Consider the following 13993-nt stretch of genomic DNA (forward strand, 5'->3'; position numbering starts at 1 on the left):
AACCCGTCAATGTCCACGTTCGGTCCGAGCGAAGAGGGAAGGGAAGCGACAAGGCGGCGAGATATCGCCGCCGATCGCAGGCTCGGGCTGGCCGGCAAACCCCTCCGTCAGGCGTCTGCGGGGCCGGCTTCCACCAGCTGGCTGATGCTCGCGGCCAGCGTCTCGACCTTGTAGGGCTTTCTGAGGATGGGAAATTCGCGTTCGTCCCGGGGGATGAACTGCTTGCTGCTATACCCGCTGGCAAGCAGCACGGGGATGGCGGAATCGATCCGCTTCACCTCGGTCGCGAGCTCCAGCCCGCTCATGCCCGGCATGACGATGTCGGAAAAGACCAGATCGACCTCGTGCTCCCGGAGCAGCGCGAGCGCTTCGTTCCCGCCGGGCGCCTCATAGACCCGGCAGCCCAGATCCTTCAGCAGCTGGTGCGCGAAGTAGCGGACATGTTCGCTATCCTCGACCAGGAGCACGCGGAGCCCGTCGGGAACCGTCACCTCGGCTTCGGTCGGCGCTTCGGCCAGGCGCGGCTTCGAGGTCCGGGGGATCCAGAGTTCCACGCACGTGCCTTCCCCCACCCGGGATTCGATCCGTGCCGAGCCGCCGGACTGAACGGCATATCCGTGAAGCTGGGAGAGCCCCAGGCCCGTTCCCTTGCCGGTCGGCTTGGTCGTGAAGAAGGGTTCGAAGACCCGCTTCAGCGTTTCGGGCGCAATGCCCTCTCCCGTATCCCGAATTGCCAGGAGGACACCGTCTCCTTCCGGACGCCGCACATTGGCGGTCGAGATGGTGATGTTGCCGCCCGAAGGCATGGCGTCGCGCGCATTGAGCACGGCGTTGAGGAGGGCCGCCTCCAGCCCGGTCGGATCGATCTCGACCGGCCACAGCGCCGGCGCGAGATCCAGCGTCAGTTGATACTGGCTGCCGAGCGTGCGCTGGAGCATCTCGCCCAGGGCGTCCAGCCGCACGCTGAGGTCGAGGACTTCGGGTTCGAGCGGCTGCCGGCGGGCGAAGGCGAGCAGCTGCGAGGTCAGGCTGGTCGCGCGCTCCGCCGTTTCCAGCATGACGCTCAGGTAGCGCGTCCGCTTCTCGATCGGCAGGTCCGGCTGCTTCAGCAGGAAGTCCGCCGACCCGCGCATGACCGTCATCAGGTTGTTGAAGTCGTGCGCGATGCCGCCCGCCAGCTCGCCCAGCGCCTGCAGCTTCTGCGATTGCAGCAGCGCCTCCTGGGTGCGGCGAAGCGCCTGCTCCGCCAGCTTCTTCTCCGACACGTCGCGGGTGATCTTGGCGAAGCCGATATGGACGCCGGCTTCATCGTAGATCGGGTCGATCAGCACATGCGCCCAGAACGGCGAGCCGTCCTTGCGCACGCGCTGCGCCTCGGCCTCGAACTTTCCCTGTTCCAGTGCGGTTTTGAGCGCGATGTCCGGCGCGCCGCGCGCACGATCCTCGTCGGTGTAGAAAAGGGAGAAATGCCGTCCCATCACCTCTGCCTGCGCATAGCCCTTGATCGCCTGGGCGCCCGAATTCCAGCTGGTGATCCTGCCCTGCGTATCGAGCATGTAGATCGCATAATCCCGCACGCCCTGGACGAGCATGCGAAGCTGCAGCGCGCTCTCGTAGGTGGCTTGCTCGAGCCGCCGCTTCTCGGTGATGTCGCGGGTGATCTTGGCGAAGCCGAGCAGCGCGCCCTGCGCGTCCCGGATCGCGTCGAGAATGGCATGCGCCCAGAAGCGGGTGCCGTCCTTGCGGATCCGCCAGCCCTCCGCTTCGAAGCGGCCTTCCCGCGCGGCGGTGGCCAGGGCGCGTTCCGGGAGCCCCGCCGCCTGGTCTTCGGCCGAGAAGAAGCGGGAGAAATGCGCGCCGATGATCTCGTGCGCGGCATAGCCCTTGAAGCGCGCTGCGCCGCTGTTCCAGGTGACGATGCGCCCTTCGGGGTCCAGCATGTACAGCGCATAGTCGGTAACGGCATCGACGAGCAGCTGAAAGGTTTCGGCGGGCGGAGGAGAACTGGGGTCGGGTGTGTGCAAAACCTGATCCTGTGCTAAGCCCCCCCGAGCTCATCACCATAGACCAAAGTCCATACCGTATGGGGATGGCCGTGCAACTGGAATCGTATGCCGGCGGCATCCAAGCCGCCGCCTGCGGCTAGAAGCCCGCTTCGATCGCCAGCCGCATCGCCTCCCCGGCGGTGGCGACCCCGAGCCGCCGGACAAGCGCGCCGCGATGCATCTTGATCGTCTTCTCGGTGAGGTTCAGCGCGTCGCCGATCTGCCGGTTGCGCAGGCCCTGGGCCATCAGCCGCAGCACCGCCTTTTGCTGCGGCGTGAGGCACGCGACGCGTTCCGCCGCGAATGCGCGGACGGATGCCTCTGCCTTGCCGCCGACTTCCATCTGGCTGCCGACGAAATGGGTCAGTTCCCCAGCGTCGTTGAAGACCGGCGCGATCATGACGGCGTTCAGGAACGTGCTGCCGTCCTTGCGATAGTTGAGCAGTTCGACGACCTGGGGCGTGCCGGTGGCAATCGCATGGCCAAGCGCGGCGGAATGCCCGGGATCGGTGTCGGGCCCGGCGAGGATCCGGCAGTTGCGGCCGATCAGCTCCTGCTCCGAATAGCCGGTCAGCTGCTGGAAGGGGCCATTGGTGGCGATGATGGGATTGTCGTCGAGGCGCGGATCGGTGACGATCGAGGCGATTGGCGATAGCCGGATGGACCGGATAAGTGCTTGTTCCTCTTCGCTGAACGTCGCCAAAGCTTCCCTCTTGTGTCCTCACAATGCGGTGCGTCGGCTGGAAGGGGACGGTGCCGCACCTTGCCTGCGCATGCGTGAACCTAGTCCGGCCGGGTGCTTCAAGGCAAATCAGGCAGGATCGGGGGGCGCGAAATCTGATATGGCCGGATGGCCGGACGTTGATGACGAGACGTACGCGGCCATCCGTTCGTCCAAAGCAATGGCGCCGGATAGAGCATTGATGCATAAGGATTTTATGAGTCTTTCACCTGCGCTCACGCACCCCCGCTTCCTCGATCATGAAAGCGAAGTCTCAGGGCTGATGCGGCGCCATGATTGGTCGACGTCTCCCTTGGGGTCGCCCGAGGGGTGGCCGCAGTCGCTGCGCCTCGTCGTCGGCCTGATGCTCTCGTCCAAATTCCCGATGTTCGTGGCATGGGGGCCGGACCTCGGCTTCCTTTACAACGATGCCTATGCCGAGATTCTCGCGCACAAGCATCCGGGCGCGCTGGGGCGCAGGTTCCACGACGTCTGGTCGGAGATCTGGGACGATATCTCTCCCCTGATCGATGCCGCGATGGCGGGGGAGGCCACCTATCGCCAGGACCTCCCGCTGCTGATGCACCGCCAGGGCTTCGACGAGCAGACCTGGTTCACCTTCTCCTATTCGCCGGTGCATGGCGACAGCGGAGAAGTTGCGGGCATGTTCTGCGCGTGCACGGAAACCACCGGGCGCATCCGGGCCGAGCACGCCGTGCGGGAAAGCGAGGCGCGCTTCCGCAACATGGCCGATCACGCGCCCGTAATGATGTGGGTGACGGATTCGAGCGGCTATTGCACCTATCTGAATCGCGCCTGGTACGAGTGCACGGGCCAGACCGCGGCGGAAGCGGAAGGCTATGGCTGGCTGGAAGCCACGCATCCGGAAGACCGAGCCGAGGCGGAAAGCGCCTTCCGCGCGGCCAACGCGGCACGGGCGCCGTTCCGAACCGAATATCGCCTGCGCTGTGCGGACGGCAGCTACCGATGGGCCCTGGACGCCGCGGCACCCCGCTTCGACGAGGACGGCGCCTTTCTCGGCTATGTCGGTTCCGTCATCGACATCGACGAGCGGAGGGCCGGAGAGGAGCGGCAGCGCGAGAGCGAGGCCCGGCTGCGGAACCGCACCGATGCGCTGCCGACCTTGGTGTGGTTCGCCGAGGCCAATGGCGAGGTCACCTACTTCAACCGGCGCTGGTACGAATATACCGGCCAGACGCCCGAGCAGGCATTGCCCAATGGCTGGGTAGCCACGCTCCATCCGGACGACAGCGAGGCAACGGCGGCGCGCTGGGCCGAGGCGCGGGCGAACCGAACGCCCTATGAGGCCGAGGTGCGCTACCGTCGCAGCGACGGCGCCTATCGCTGGCACGTCGCGCGCGCAGAGCCGATCCTGGACGAGACGGGAGGGATCACGACCTGGGTCGGCAGTTCGATCGACATCCATGATCGGAAGGAGACGGAGAACGCCCTGCGCAGCAGCGAGGCGCAATTCCGGCTGATGGCGGACGCGGTGCCCCAGATCGTCTGGATCACCGACGCCGAGGGGCAAACCGAGTTCTTCAACAAGCACTGGTCGGATTACACCGGCTCCGCCTATCACCCCACCACTGCTTCCGCCGTCGCGGTCGAGCATGTGCACCCGGACGATGCGGGCCCCACCATGGCTGCCTTCGATGCGGCGCGGCAGACGGGCTCCACCTTTCTGGTCGAACACCGCATCCGCGCCGCATCGGGCGAATATCGCTGGTTCCTCGTGCGGGGCGAGCCCCATCGGGACCCGGACACGGGCGCGGTTGTGCGGTGGTTCGGCGCGTCGGTCGACATCCATGACCGCAAGACTGCCGAGGCGGCACTCGTGCAGCTGAACGAGACCCTGGAGGCGCAGGTGGAGGCCCGCTCGGCAGAGCGGGACCGGCTCTGGAACCTGTCCCAGGACATGTTCGCGCGTGCCGATTACAGCGGGATGATGTCCGCGGTCAGCCCGGCATGGCAGCGCGTGCTCGGGTGGAGCGAACAGGATCTGCTCACCCGCGGCTATGCCTCCTTCATGCACCCCGAGGACATGCCGCCGACGCTCGCCGCCATCCAGCAGATGAGCGAGACGCATCGGCCGACCCGCTTCGAGAACCGCATTGCGACGGCAGAAGGGGGCTGGAAGCCGATCGAGTGGACCGTTGCGCCCGAACCGAACGGCGTCAACTTCGTTGCCGTGGGCCGCGACCTGAGCCTCGCCAAGGCACGCGAAGCCGAGCTGGCGGCCGCGCAGGAGGCGCTGCGGCAAAGCCAGAAGATGGAGGCGATGGGCAGCCTCACCGGCGGTGTCGCGCACGACTTCAACAACCTGCTGACGCCGATCATCGGCTCGCTCGACCTGCTCGTCCGCAAGGGGCTGGGCAACGAGCGGGAGCGGCGGCTGATCGACGGCGCGCTGCAATCCGCAGAGCGCGCCAAGACGCTGGTGCAGCGGCTGCTCGCCTTTGCCCGGCGCCAGCCGCTGCAATCGGCCGCGGTGGATCTCGTCACGCTGATCGGGGAGATGGCCGGCCTGATCGAGTCGACCGTCGGCCCGAACATCGATGTGCGGGTCGACCTGGCATCCGAGCTGCCGCCGGCGCTGGCGGATGCCAACCAGCTGGAAATGGCGCTGCTGAACCTGGCGGTGAACGCACGGGACGCGATGCCGGGCGGTGGGCAGCTGACGATCTCCGCCCGGCGAGAGAGCGTGCGCGGGCGGCATTCTGCCGGGCTGACACCAGGCCATTATGTTCGTCTGAGTGTGCGCGACACCGGCGCGGGCATGGATGACGAGACGCTGAAGCGCGCAGTGGAGCCGTTCTTTTCCACCAAGGGCATCGGGAAGGGCACGGGACTGGGGCTTTCGATGGTCCACGGGCTGGCTGCCCAGCTCGGCGGTTGTCTGACGATCGTCAGCGCCCCCGGCGAAGGTACCGAAGTGACGCTCTGGCTGCCGATCAGCGCGGCCCCGATCCGGGACCAGGAGCATGTCTCCGAACGCGCCGAAAGCGCGCGTGCGAGAGGGATCGCGCTGCTGGTGGATGACGAGGAACTCGTGCGGATGAGCACCGCCGACATGCTCAGCGACTTCGGATTCGAGGTTGTCGAGGTGGACTCCGCCGAGGAAGCGTTGCGCGTCCTGCAAGCGGGCACCACTCCCGACATTCTCATCACCGATCACCTGATGCCCGGCATGAGCGGCGCAGACCTGGCGCACAGGGCGCAAGCGACACTACCGGCGCTGCCGGTCCTGGTCGTGTCCGGCTATGCCGAGGTCGAGGGGATCGCCGCGGATCTGCCGATCCTGACCAAGCCCTTTCGCAGTGCCGATCTGGCGGCGAGCCTGGCCGCGCTGCTGCCTGCCGCCGGCGCCGAAACGCCGGGTGGATAGGGGAGGTCAGGGCTCCGAGCAGGCGGCCGGAAGCCGGGATGCCCGTAGATGCGCGGCCGCGCCTCCACGGGGAGGGCGGCGCACGCAATCCGTGGATGCGCGCGCCGACCTGCTTCCTCACATCTTGAAGCGCGCGCCGATCAGGAACGTGCGGCCGAAATGATTGAACTCATAGTTCCGGTTGGCATCGAGATCGGTGTAGCGATCGCGATAGTCATCCGTGAGGTTGGTGCCTTCGACCGACACTTCGATGTTGGGCGTGATCTTGTAGCGGATCGAGGCGTCGACATTGAGCGAGGAATTATACCCCTCGAAGATGTTGCCGGTGCCCGAGCTGCCATCGATATACGGCCCGCGATAGCTGACGGAGCCGCGCGCGCTGAACCGGCTGTCTTCATAATAGAGCGTGCCGTTATAGGCGCGCTTGGACAGGCCGTAGAGCGTCTCCGTCCGCGTTACCGGCACGAGGGCCCCGCCCGGCGTGACCGCCGGGCCGCTCTGCGTGTAGGCGGCATCCGAGTCGATGAAGGTCGCGTTGGCGATCATGCCGAAGTTCTTGAGGAAGCCCGGCAGGAAGCGGAACGCGGTCTGGAAGGAGACTTCCATGCCCTTGAGCGACGCGCCCGTGCCGTTGGTGATCGTGCTGATCTGCCAGATCTGTCCCTCCGGGTTCGACGCGGCGGGGGAACTGGGCGGAATGATCGAGGTCGGCAGCCCGGTGGATGCATAGGTGCCCGAGGTGGTCACCGACACCGGGAAGCTCTGGACGCTCTTCTTGAACAGCGCGACCGAGAAGATCGACTGGGGCGCGAAATACCATTCGGCCGCGAGATCATAGGATGTCGCGCGGAACGGCTCCAGCTGCGGATTGCCGAAGCTGATGCGGTAGTTGAAGCCGTCGACCGATCCGCCGGGGGTGAGGTTGCCCAGCGTCGGGCGCGTCATCACCTTGGAGATCGCGCCGCGCAGGATGACCTTCTCGGTCGGGAACAGCGCGACGTTCAGCGCGGGCAGCCAGTCGTCATAGCTGCGATGCACCGTCACCGGCACGCCGTTGTTCAGTCCGGTTGAGGTCTGCCCGGTCTGCACATAGCGCATGCCGGCATTGGCGGCATAGCGCAGGCCGAGCAGATCGCCCTTCACGTCGAACTCGACATAGCCGCCCTTCACCGTCTCGATGACGCTGCGGATATTGCCCACGTCCGGTGCCAGCGCGCGGTTGTAGAGGCCGGTATATTTCGCCGAGGCATCGATATTGGGGATGAGGAAGGTGCTGGTCGTGCCTGCCGGCTGGCCTGCCTTGCCGAGGTTGAACGTCTCGCCCAGCCCCGCGGCCGGGAAGCCGTACACCGCGCCCGGCACGAACACCTGGCCGGATGCCGAGCAGGTCACCGAGCCGAGGATGGCGTCCGGCGCGGCGGTCGTCTTGGTCGGGCAGACCACGGCGTCGCGGGTATAGGCCACCGAATTGAAGGAGAAGCGGCGATACAGCCCGCCCGCCTTGAGCTGGAAGCCGTCGGTCACGTCCCATTCGGTGCGCAGCTGCGCGGTGCGGAACTTGTTGACCACGTTCGACGGACGGTCGCGGATTTCGGCGAGCTGGAAGTTGGCGGGATCGGTCACGCTGGTGCCGAACGTCAGCTTCGGCTGCCACATGTTGGTGTAGTCGTAGCTGTAATTCTGCGAGGTGCGGTTGTCGAACACGAAGGTCGTCTCGACCGGAATGTCCGCGGTCGACTTCGAGATGCCGCCCAGCAGGGTGAAGCGCAGCGTGTCCGTCAGGTCCTGATCCCAGCTGCCGCCGATCTGGTAGAATTCGGTCTGCGACTGGCGCAGATAATGCTCGGTGCGGACCCACGCGTCGTTGAGCGTGGCCGAGATCATGTTGCCCTTGCCGTCATAGGTCGGGTTCAGCAGGTCGATCGAGCGCTCATTGGAGCGCAGCAGCACTTCGCCCCATTTCTCCTCGCGGGTTTCCTTGAAGCGCGAGTAGAGGCCGTCGATCGAGATCTTGGTAGCGTCGGTCGGTGCGAACTGGACACTGCCGGTCACGCCCAGCCGTTCGCGATCGTGGAGGACCTCGCCATAGCGGGGGATGCGCGGGTGGAAGGCGAGCGCGGCCTGATCGCATGCTGCGCTGGAGCGGTAGGTGCCGCCGCTGTTCCGCACCGGCGTCGTGCCGGTGGCGCTGTTGTAGAAGCACGGCGTGCCGTTGACCGAGTCGAAGCGCGCCTGCGCCCAGCGGACGGTGTTGTTGCCGAGCTCGAGATTGTCGGTCTTGCTGTACGCGGCCGAGACCGAGGCGCCGAAGGTGCCCGCTGCATTCTTCCACGAAAGCAGCCCGGCGAAGCGCGGCCGCAGGTTCTTGGAAAGATCGTTATAGCTGGCCTGCGCCGATCCGACGGCCGTGAAACCTTCCTTGGCCGCCAGCGGGTTGCCGGTGTTCAGGTCGACGACCGCACCGAGCGAGCCTTCGTCGAGCGACGCCTCCGCCGTCTTGTGGACGACGATCGAGGTGAACAGCTCCGAGGCGAAGACGTTGAAGTCGAAGGCGCGGTCGCGGTTGGCACTGGCGCCGTCGGTGGAGGTGGCGACGGTCTCCATGCCGTTGACCCGCACACGCGTGAACTGCGCACCGAGACCGCGCACGGTGATCGCGCGGCCTTCGCCGGCATCGCGCTGGATCGAGATGCCCGGGATGCGCTGGAGCGACTCCGCCAGGTTCTGGTCGGGGAACTTGGCGATGTCCTCGGCGACGATCGCATCGACCGCCGCCACCGACTCGCGCTTCACGTTCAGGGCGGCGTCGAGCGAGCGACGAAAGCCGGTGACGATGATTTCGGAATTGGTCGCGTCGGTCTGGGCATCGGTTGCGGCCGCGGGGTCGGTCTGGCGGGTCTCGGGTGCCGTCTGCGCCAGAGCCGCGACTGGCGTGGCCAGCGCAAAGATGAGCGCGCCCACGGAAATTCCCCGCAAATGCCGATTGCGTGCATGATCGCGCACCGCGAAACCCTCAGCCATCTCTCTCTCCCTTCGCCCCGCAGGGCCGGTCCATTCTGAAACCGCGCGGCGCGCCTTCGGCGTGCCGTCCGGCATCGAGTCCTTGGTGAAGAGGGCCTGCGCGCGCGACGAATCGCGCGCCCGTTGGATCCTCCCCGAACAATGCGGATCTGCGCCCGCTGCTTAGGCCTGCTATTCTTGCGCGTAGGGGTAACCGGTGTCAACCGGGCATCGACAAGTTTGCGGTTAGGCGCGCACCCGGGGCCTGCCTGGGGCGCGGTGCGGCTGCATCACCGTCCGCGCGCGCGCCGCAGATCGATTCCGAGGCGCTTCACTCGGTAGTAGAAGGTCTTGCGCGGCAACCCGAGCGAGGCGATGGCGGCGTGGATCTCGCCGTCCGCTGCGGCGATCGCGTCCAGGATCGCTGCCCGTTCAAAGGCCTCGAGCCGCTCGGTCAGGGGGCGAGTCTCGGGCGTGGCCGGTTCGGCAGCGGGCGGCTCCAGTCCGAGGACGAAGCGTTCGGCGGCGCGCTCCAGCTCGCGGACATTGCCCGGCCAGTCGCGCAGGGCGGCTGCATGCGCCGCTTCGGAAAGCGGCGGCGCCGGGCGGCGGTGGCGTTCGGCTGCCTGGAGCGCGAGATGCGCGAACAGCAGCGGCACGTCCTCGCGCCGTTCCGCCAGCGGGGGCAGTCGCAGCGGCACGCCGGCCAGCCGATGGTAGAGGCCTGGCGACAGTGCGGCTGCGCCGCCCTCGCCGATGGCGGCGATGATGCGCAGGTCGACGGGGCAGGCGTCGCGCTGGCCGGCGCCGACGGTGCGCGTCTCGGCGAACTGGGCGAGGCGGTGGTGGAGTTCCGCCGGGGCCAGATCGAGATGGTCGAGGAAAAGCGTGCCGCGGTCCGCGCGGGCGATCGTCCCGTCCCGTCCGAACAGTTCGCGTTCGACGATCGTCGGCGGCAGCGTCGCGCAGTCCACCACCTGGAAGCGATGGCGTCCGCGTCGGCCGGCGCGATGGACCAGCCGGGCATAATGTTCCTTGCCGGTCCCCGTCGCGCCTTCGAGGACGAGGTCGAGCGTTGCGTCGGCCAGCACCGGGATCATGTCGCGCAGCCGGCGAATGGCGGGTGCCTCGCCGAGTAGTGCGGCATCGGCATCGGCCGTCGCTGCCCGCAGGCGTCGGTTCTCCAGCGCCAGTGCACGGGCGGTGCCGGCGCGTTGCAGCGCAGCCGCCAGGGCATCGCCGGGAAAGGGCTTGGTGAGGAAGTCCCACGCACCGGCCTTGATGGCATCAACCGCCATGGCGACGTCCCCATGTCCCGTCATCAGGATCACCGGCAGCTCGGGGTCGACGGCGCGGAGCCGGTGGAAGAAGTCGACGCCCGACATGCCCGGCATCCGAACGTCGGTGACGACCACGCCGGGAAAGTCGCGATCGATCCGCGCGAGCGCGCCGGGGGCATCGACGAACGGCTCCACGCGATGCCCCGCCAGCGTGAGCAGCTGGGTGAGCGCAGCGCGGAAATCGTCGTCGTCGTCGACCAGGGCGACCGGCATGTTCATGCCCGGCGCAGCTCCAGCTCGAAGCACGCGCCGCTCTCGTCGGGCAGCCAGCGCAGACTGCCGCCGAGCTCGGTCATGATGTCGCTGGCGATCACGAGGCCCAGGCCCAGGCCGTTGCTGCGGCTGGTGGCGAAGGGGGTGAACAGGCGCGCCGCGATGTCCGGCGCGATGCCGGGGCCATTGTCCTGGATGCGGACCCAGACCAGGCCGTCGCTCAGCGTGACCCGGAGCGTGATCGTCGGATCGGGGCGGCCTGCAAGCGCCTCTGCCGCGTTCTGGAGCAGGTTGACGAACACCTGCTCCAGCCGCACCCGCCCGCCCATCACCAGCAGATGCGCGCCGATCGTCGGGCGCTCCAGTCGCACGCTGCGCAACTGCTCCTTCAGGATCAGCAGCGCGCCGTCGAGCACCTCGGCGAGCGGCAGCGGGCGGACTTCGCCCGGCTGGCGGCGCGAGAAGCCGCGCAACTGCGCGGTCACCGATCCGATCCGGTCGCTCAGGCGGCGGATCGTCTCCAGATTGTCGCGCACCATGTCGATCGCGCCGTGGTCGAGGAGCTGCACGCTGGTCTCGGCATAGGTGCGGATCGCGGCGACGGGCTGGGCGGTCTCGTGCGCGACGCTGGCGGTGACCTGGCCGAGCGTGGCGAGCCGGTTGGCCTGGCGCAGCCCCTCGCGCAGATCGGCGGCGCGGGCTTCGATGGCGGCGCGCTCCTCGATCTCGCGGCGGAGTTCGGCGGTGCGATCGGCAACCGCGGCCTCCAGCTCGGAGGTGCGGCGCTGGCGCTGCGTCGCGCGCTGGCGCAGGCCCCAGAGCAAGGCGGCGAGGGCGAACACCGCCATCAGCGCGCCGAGCCCGGCCGTGCGCTGCGCGGCCGCGACGGCGGGGCCGACCGCGCGGCGCAGCGACAGCGTCCAGCCCGGCTGGCTGGTCGGCACGCGTGCCTCGATCAGGTCGCCGCGCGCGGGCGGCAGCAACACCGGCGCAGAGGATTCGGGCAGCGCCGCCTCGCGCCGCAGCGCCGCGAGCACCGCCGGCACGATCGGCCGCGCGACGGCGAAGCGCAGGCCGGGATCGCTGGCGACCAGCACCAGCCCGGCAGGATCCTCGACGATGGTGTCGCCGCCTGCGCGCCGCCACGCCGCCTCGATCGCGTCGAACTCGAGCTTGACGACGATCACACCCTCTGCAGGCGTGCGGCGGGCGAGATAGAGGCCCGAATGGCGGCTGACCGTGCCGAGCGCGAACTGGCTGGCTTCGCCGCGCGTGCGCGCCTCGCGGAAATAGCGGCGGAAGCGATAGTCGGAGCCGACGAAGCTCTGCGGCGTCCGCCAGTTGCTCGCGGCGCGCGTGCGGCCGTCGGCGCCGATCACATAGATCGCGGCGGCGCCGGTGGTGCGGGCGAGCGATTCGAGCTTCTCGTTGAGCGGCCGGACGGGCGCTCCGGCAAGCGTCGCCACCACGTCGCGGTCGTCGCCGAGCGCGAGCGGCAGCAGGCGGAAGCGGGCAATCTCGCTGTCGAGCAAAGCGGCGCGCAGCTGCGCATTGGTGCGCGCGCCGGCGACGAGCGCGTCGCGCGTGCGGGCACCGGCTATCCAGCCGGCAGCCACCGCCGCCGCCATGCCGAGCAGCGCGGCGAGCGCCCAATAGCGCCAGCCCGAAAACGAGTCGCGTCGCGTCACCTGCCCGCTATCCGCCAGCGCGACGCGATGTGCAAGTTTCTGCACTTTGCTGGGCGGGAGTGTGTCGATTCTTGCGCAGCGGGGAAGCCGAAAATTCATCAAGGCTATGATATAAAACGGAATTGTATGAAGTCGATTTTCGCTTCCTCCGCAAGATTCCGCAATCGAGAATGTCCCCATCGAGTCCTACCGGCACAACGGAGGCCGAAGGAGAGGAAGTAATGGTTCGTATTCCCGCCGAGTCCCACGATGCCGCGCATGCGCCGGCCCCCGCCAAGGCGCTGCCCTGGTACCGGCACCTCTATGCGCAGGTGCTCGTCGCCATCGTGGCGGGCGTGCTGATCGGCCATTATGCGCCCGCGACCGGCGAGGCGCTCAAGCCGATCGGCGACGGCTTCATCAAGCTGGTCAAGATGATCATCGCGCCGGTGATCTTCCTCACCATCGTCACCGGCATCGCCGGGATGCGCGATCTGAAGGCCGTGGGCCGGGTCGCGGCCAAGGCGTTCGGCTATTTCCTGTTCTTCTCCACGCTGGCGCTGGTCGTCGGCATGGTCGTCGCCAATGTCGTGCGGCCGGGGGCGGGGCTCAACATCGATCCCGCGACGCTCGATGCCGGCAAGGTCGCCGACTATGCCGCCAAGGCGCATGAGAGCACGCTGACCGGCTTCCTGCTCGGCATCATCCCGGATACCTTCCTGTCCGCGATCACCGGCGGCAACATCCTGCAGACTTTGTTCGTCGCGATCCTGTTCGGCATCGGCCTGGCGCTGGTCGGCGATCGCGGCGAGCGGATCACGAACGCGCTGGAAGACATTTCGCTGGCGATGTTCAAGGTCGTCGCGATCCTGATGAAGGCGGCACCCGTCGGCGCGTTCGGCGCGATGGCGTTCACCGTCGGCAAATACGGCGTCGGCACGCTCGCCAACCTCGCGATGCTGGTCGGCACCTTCTACTTCACCTCGGCGCTGTTCGTGATCGTCGTGCTCGGCTTCGTCTCGTGGATGGCGGGCTTCTCGATCTTCCGGCTGATCGCGTACCTCAAGGCCGAACTGCTGCTGGTGCTCGGCACCTCCTCGTCCGAAAGCGCGCTGCCCTCGCTGATCGAGAAGATGGAGCGCGCCGGCTGCCCGAAGACGATCGTCGGCCTCGTCGTGCCGACCGGCTATTCGTTCAACCTCGACGGCACCAACATCTACATGACGCTGGCGGCCTTGTTCATCGCGCAGGCGACCAATGTGAACCTGTCGATCGAGCAGCAATTGCTGTTGCTCGGCGTGGCGATGCTGTCGTCCAAGGGCGCGGCGGGGGTTACCGGCGCAGGGTTCATCACGCTGGCGGCGACGCTGTCGATCGTCCCCAGCGTGCCGGTGGCGGGCATGGCGCTGATCCTGGGTGTCGACCGGTTCATGTCCGAGTGCCGCAGCCTCACCAACTTCATCGGCAATGCGGTGGCGACCGTGGTCGTCTCGCGCTGGGAAGGGCGGCTCGACCATGACGCGCTCGATGCGGCGCTGCACGGCCGTGCGCCGCGCATCGACCAGCTGGCCGCCGACGCCGTTCCGGCCGAGTAAAGG

Annotated in this window: 7 protein-coding genes; 2 read left to right on the top strand and 5 right to left on the bottom strand. The window is 67.7% G+C overall.

Translation table 11 applies throughout. The features are described 5' to 3' along the window. Positions 1-107 precede the first annotated feature (107 nt). Together SPI01S_RS14430 and SPI01S_RS14435 are read right to left on the bottom strand one after the other, a co-directional pair. Complete coding sequence (locus SPI01S_RS14430) at positions 108-2024, bottom strand: hybrid sensor histidine kinase/response regulator (protein ID WP_066723840.1); 1917 nt, start codon at positions 2022-2024, stop codon at positions 108-110. A 118-nt stretch (positions 2025-2142) separates the two neighbouring features. After that, complete coding sequence (locus SPI01S_RS14435; RefSeq protein ID WP_084253487.1) at positions 2143-2748, bottom strand: PAS domain-containing protein; 606 nt, start codon at positions 2746-2748, stop codon at positions 2143-2145. A gap of 235 nt (positions 2749-2983) precedes the next feature. Between SPI01S_RS14435 and SPI01S_RS21915 the strand changes: the two genes are divergently transcribed. Continuing rightward, entirely contained in the window at positions 2984-6175 is a 3192-nt protein-coding gene (locus SPI01S_RS21915) for a PAS domain S-box protein (RefSeq protein WP_169804520.1), read from the top strand. A 117-nt stretch (positions 6176-6292) separates the two neighbouring features. Here SPI01S_RS21915 and SPI01S_RS14445 read toward each other — a convergent pair whose 3' ends face one another. The 3 genes from SPI01S_RS14445 to SPI01S_RS14455 all read right to left on the bottom strand — a co-directional run bounded on the left by SPI01S_RS14445 (position 6293) and on the right by SPI01S_RS14455 (position 12356). Then, positions 6293-9196 (bottom strand): TonB-dependent receptor, encoded by a 2904-nt coding sequence (locus SPI01S_RS14445; protein WP_084253481.1) that lies wholly within the window; start codon positions 9194-9196, stop codon positions 6293-6295. 269 nt (positions 9197-9465) lie between these two features. After that, positions 9466-10734 (bottom strand): sigma-54-dependent transcriptional regulator, encoded by a 1269-nt coding sequence (locus SPI01S_RS14450; RefSeq protein ID WP_066723842.1) that lies wholly within the window; start codon positions 10732-10734, stop codon positions 9466-9468. Further along, positions 10731-12356 carry a sensor histidine kinase gene (locus tag SPI01S_RS14455; RefSeq protein ID WP_174539111.1) on the bottom strand — a complete coding sequence of 542 codons (1626 nt, stop codon included), beginning with the start codon at positions 12354-12356 and terminating at the stop codon, positions 10731-10733. The genes SPI01S_RS14450 and SPI01S_RS14455 overlap by 4 nt, the downstream gene beginning before the upstream one ends. A gap of 281 nt (positions 12357-12637) precedes the next feature. Here SPI01S_RS14455 and SPI01S_RS14460 point away from each other — a divergent pair, with 281 nt between their 5' ends. Then, positions 12638-13990 carry a dicarboxylate/amino acid:cation symporter gene (locus tag SPI01S_RS14460; protein ID WP_066723844.1) on the top strand — a complete coding sequence of 451 codons (1353 nt, stop codon included), beginning with the start codon at positions 12638-12640 and terminating at the stop codon, positions 13988-13990. Positions 13991-13993: the final 3 nt, after the last annotated feature.

The sequence above is a fragment of the Sphingomonas pituitosa NBRC 102491 genome (genome assembly GCF_001598435.1).
GTDB classification, from domain to species: Bacteria; Pseudomonadota; Alphaproteobacteria; order Sphingomonadales; family Sphingomonadaceae; genus Sphingomonas; species Sphingomonas pituitosa.

Bases quoted from the DNA above. Each gene is read 5' to 3' on its own strand.
- SPI01S_RS21915 (WP_169804520.1), top strand. From the start codon at position 2,984: ATGAGTCTTTCACCTGCGCTCACGCACCCCCGCTTCCTCGATCATGAA.
- SPI01S_RS14445 (WP_084253481.1), bottom strand. From the start codon at position 9,196: ATGGCTGAGGGTTTCGCGGTGCGCGATCATGCACGCAATCGGCATTTG.
- SPI01S_RS14450 (WP_066723842.1), bottom strand. From the start codon at position 10,734: ATGAACATGCCGGTCGCCCTGGTCGACGACGACGACGATTTCCGCGCT.
- SPI01S_RS14460 (WP_066723844.1), top strand. From the start codon at position 12,638: ATGGTTCGTATTCCCGCCGAGTCCCACGATGCCGCGCATGCGCCGGCC.
- SPI01S_RS14455 (WP_174539111.1), bottom strand. From the start codon at position 12,356: ATGGCGGCGGCGGTGGCTGCCGGCTGGATAGCCGGTGCCCGCACGCGC.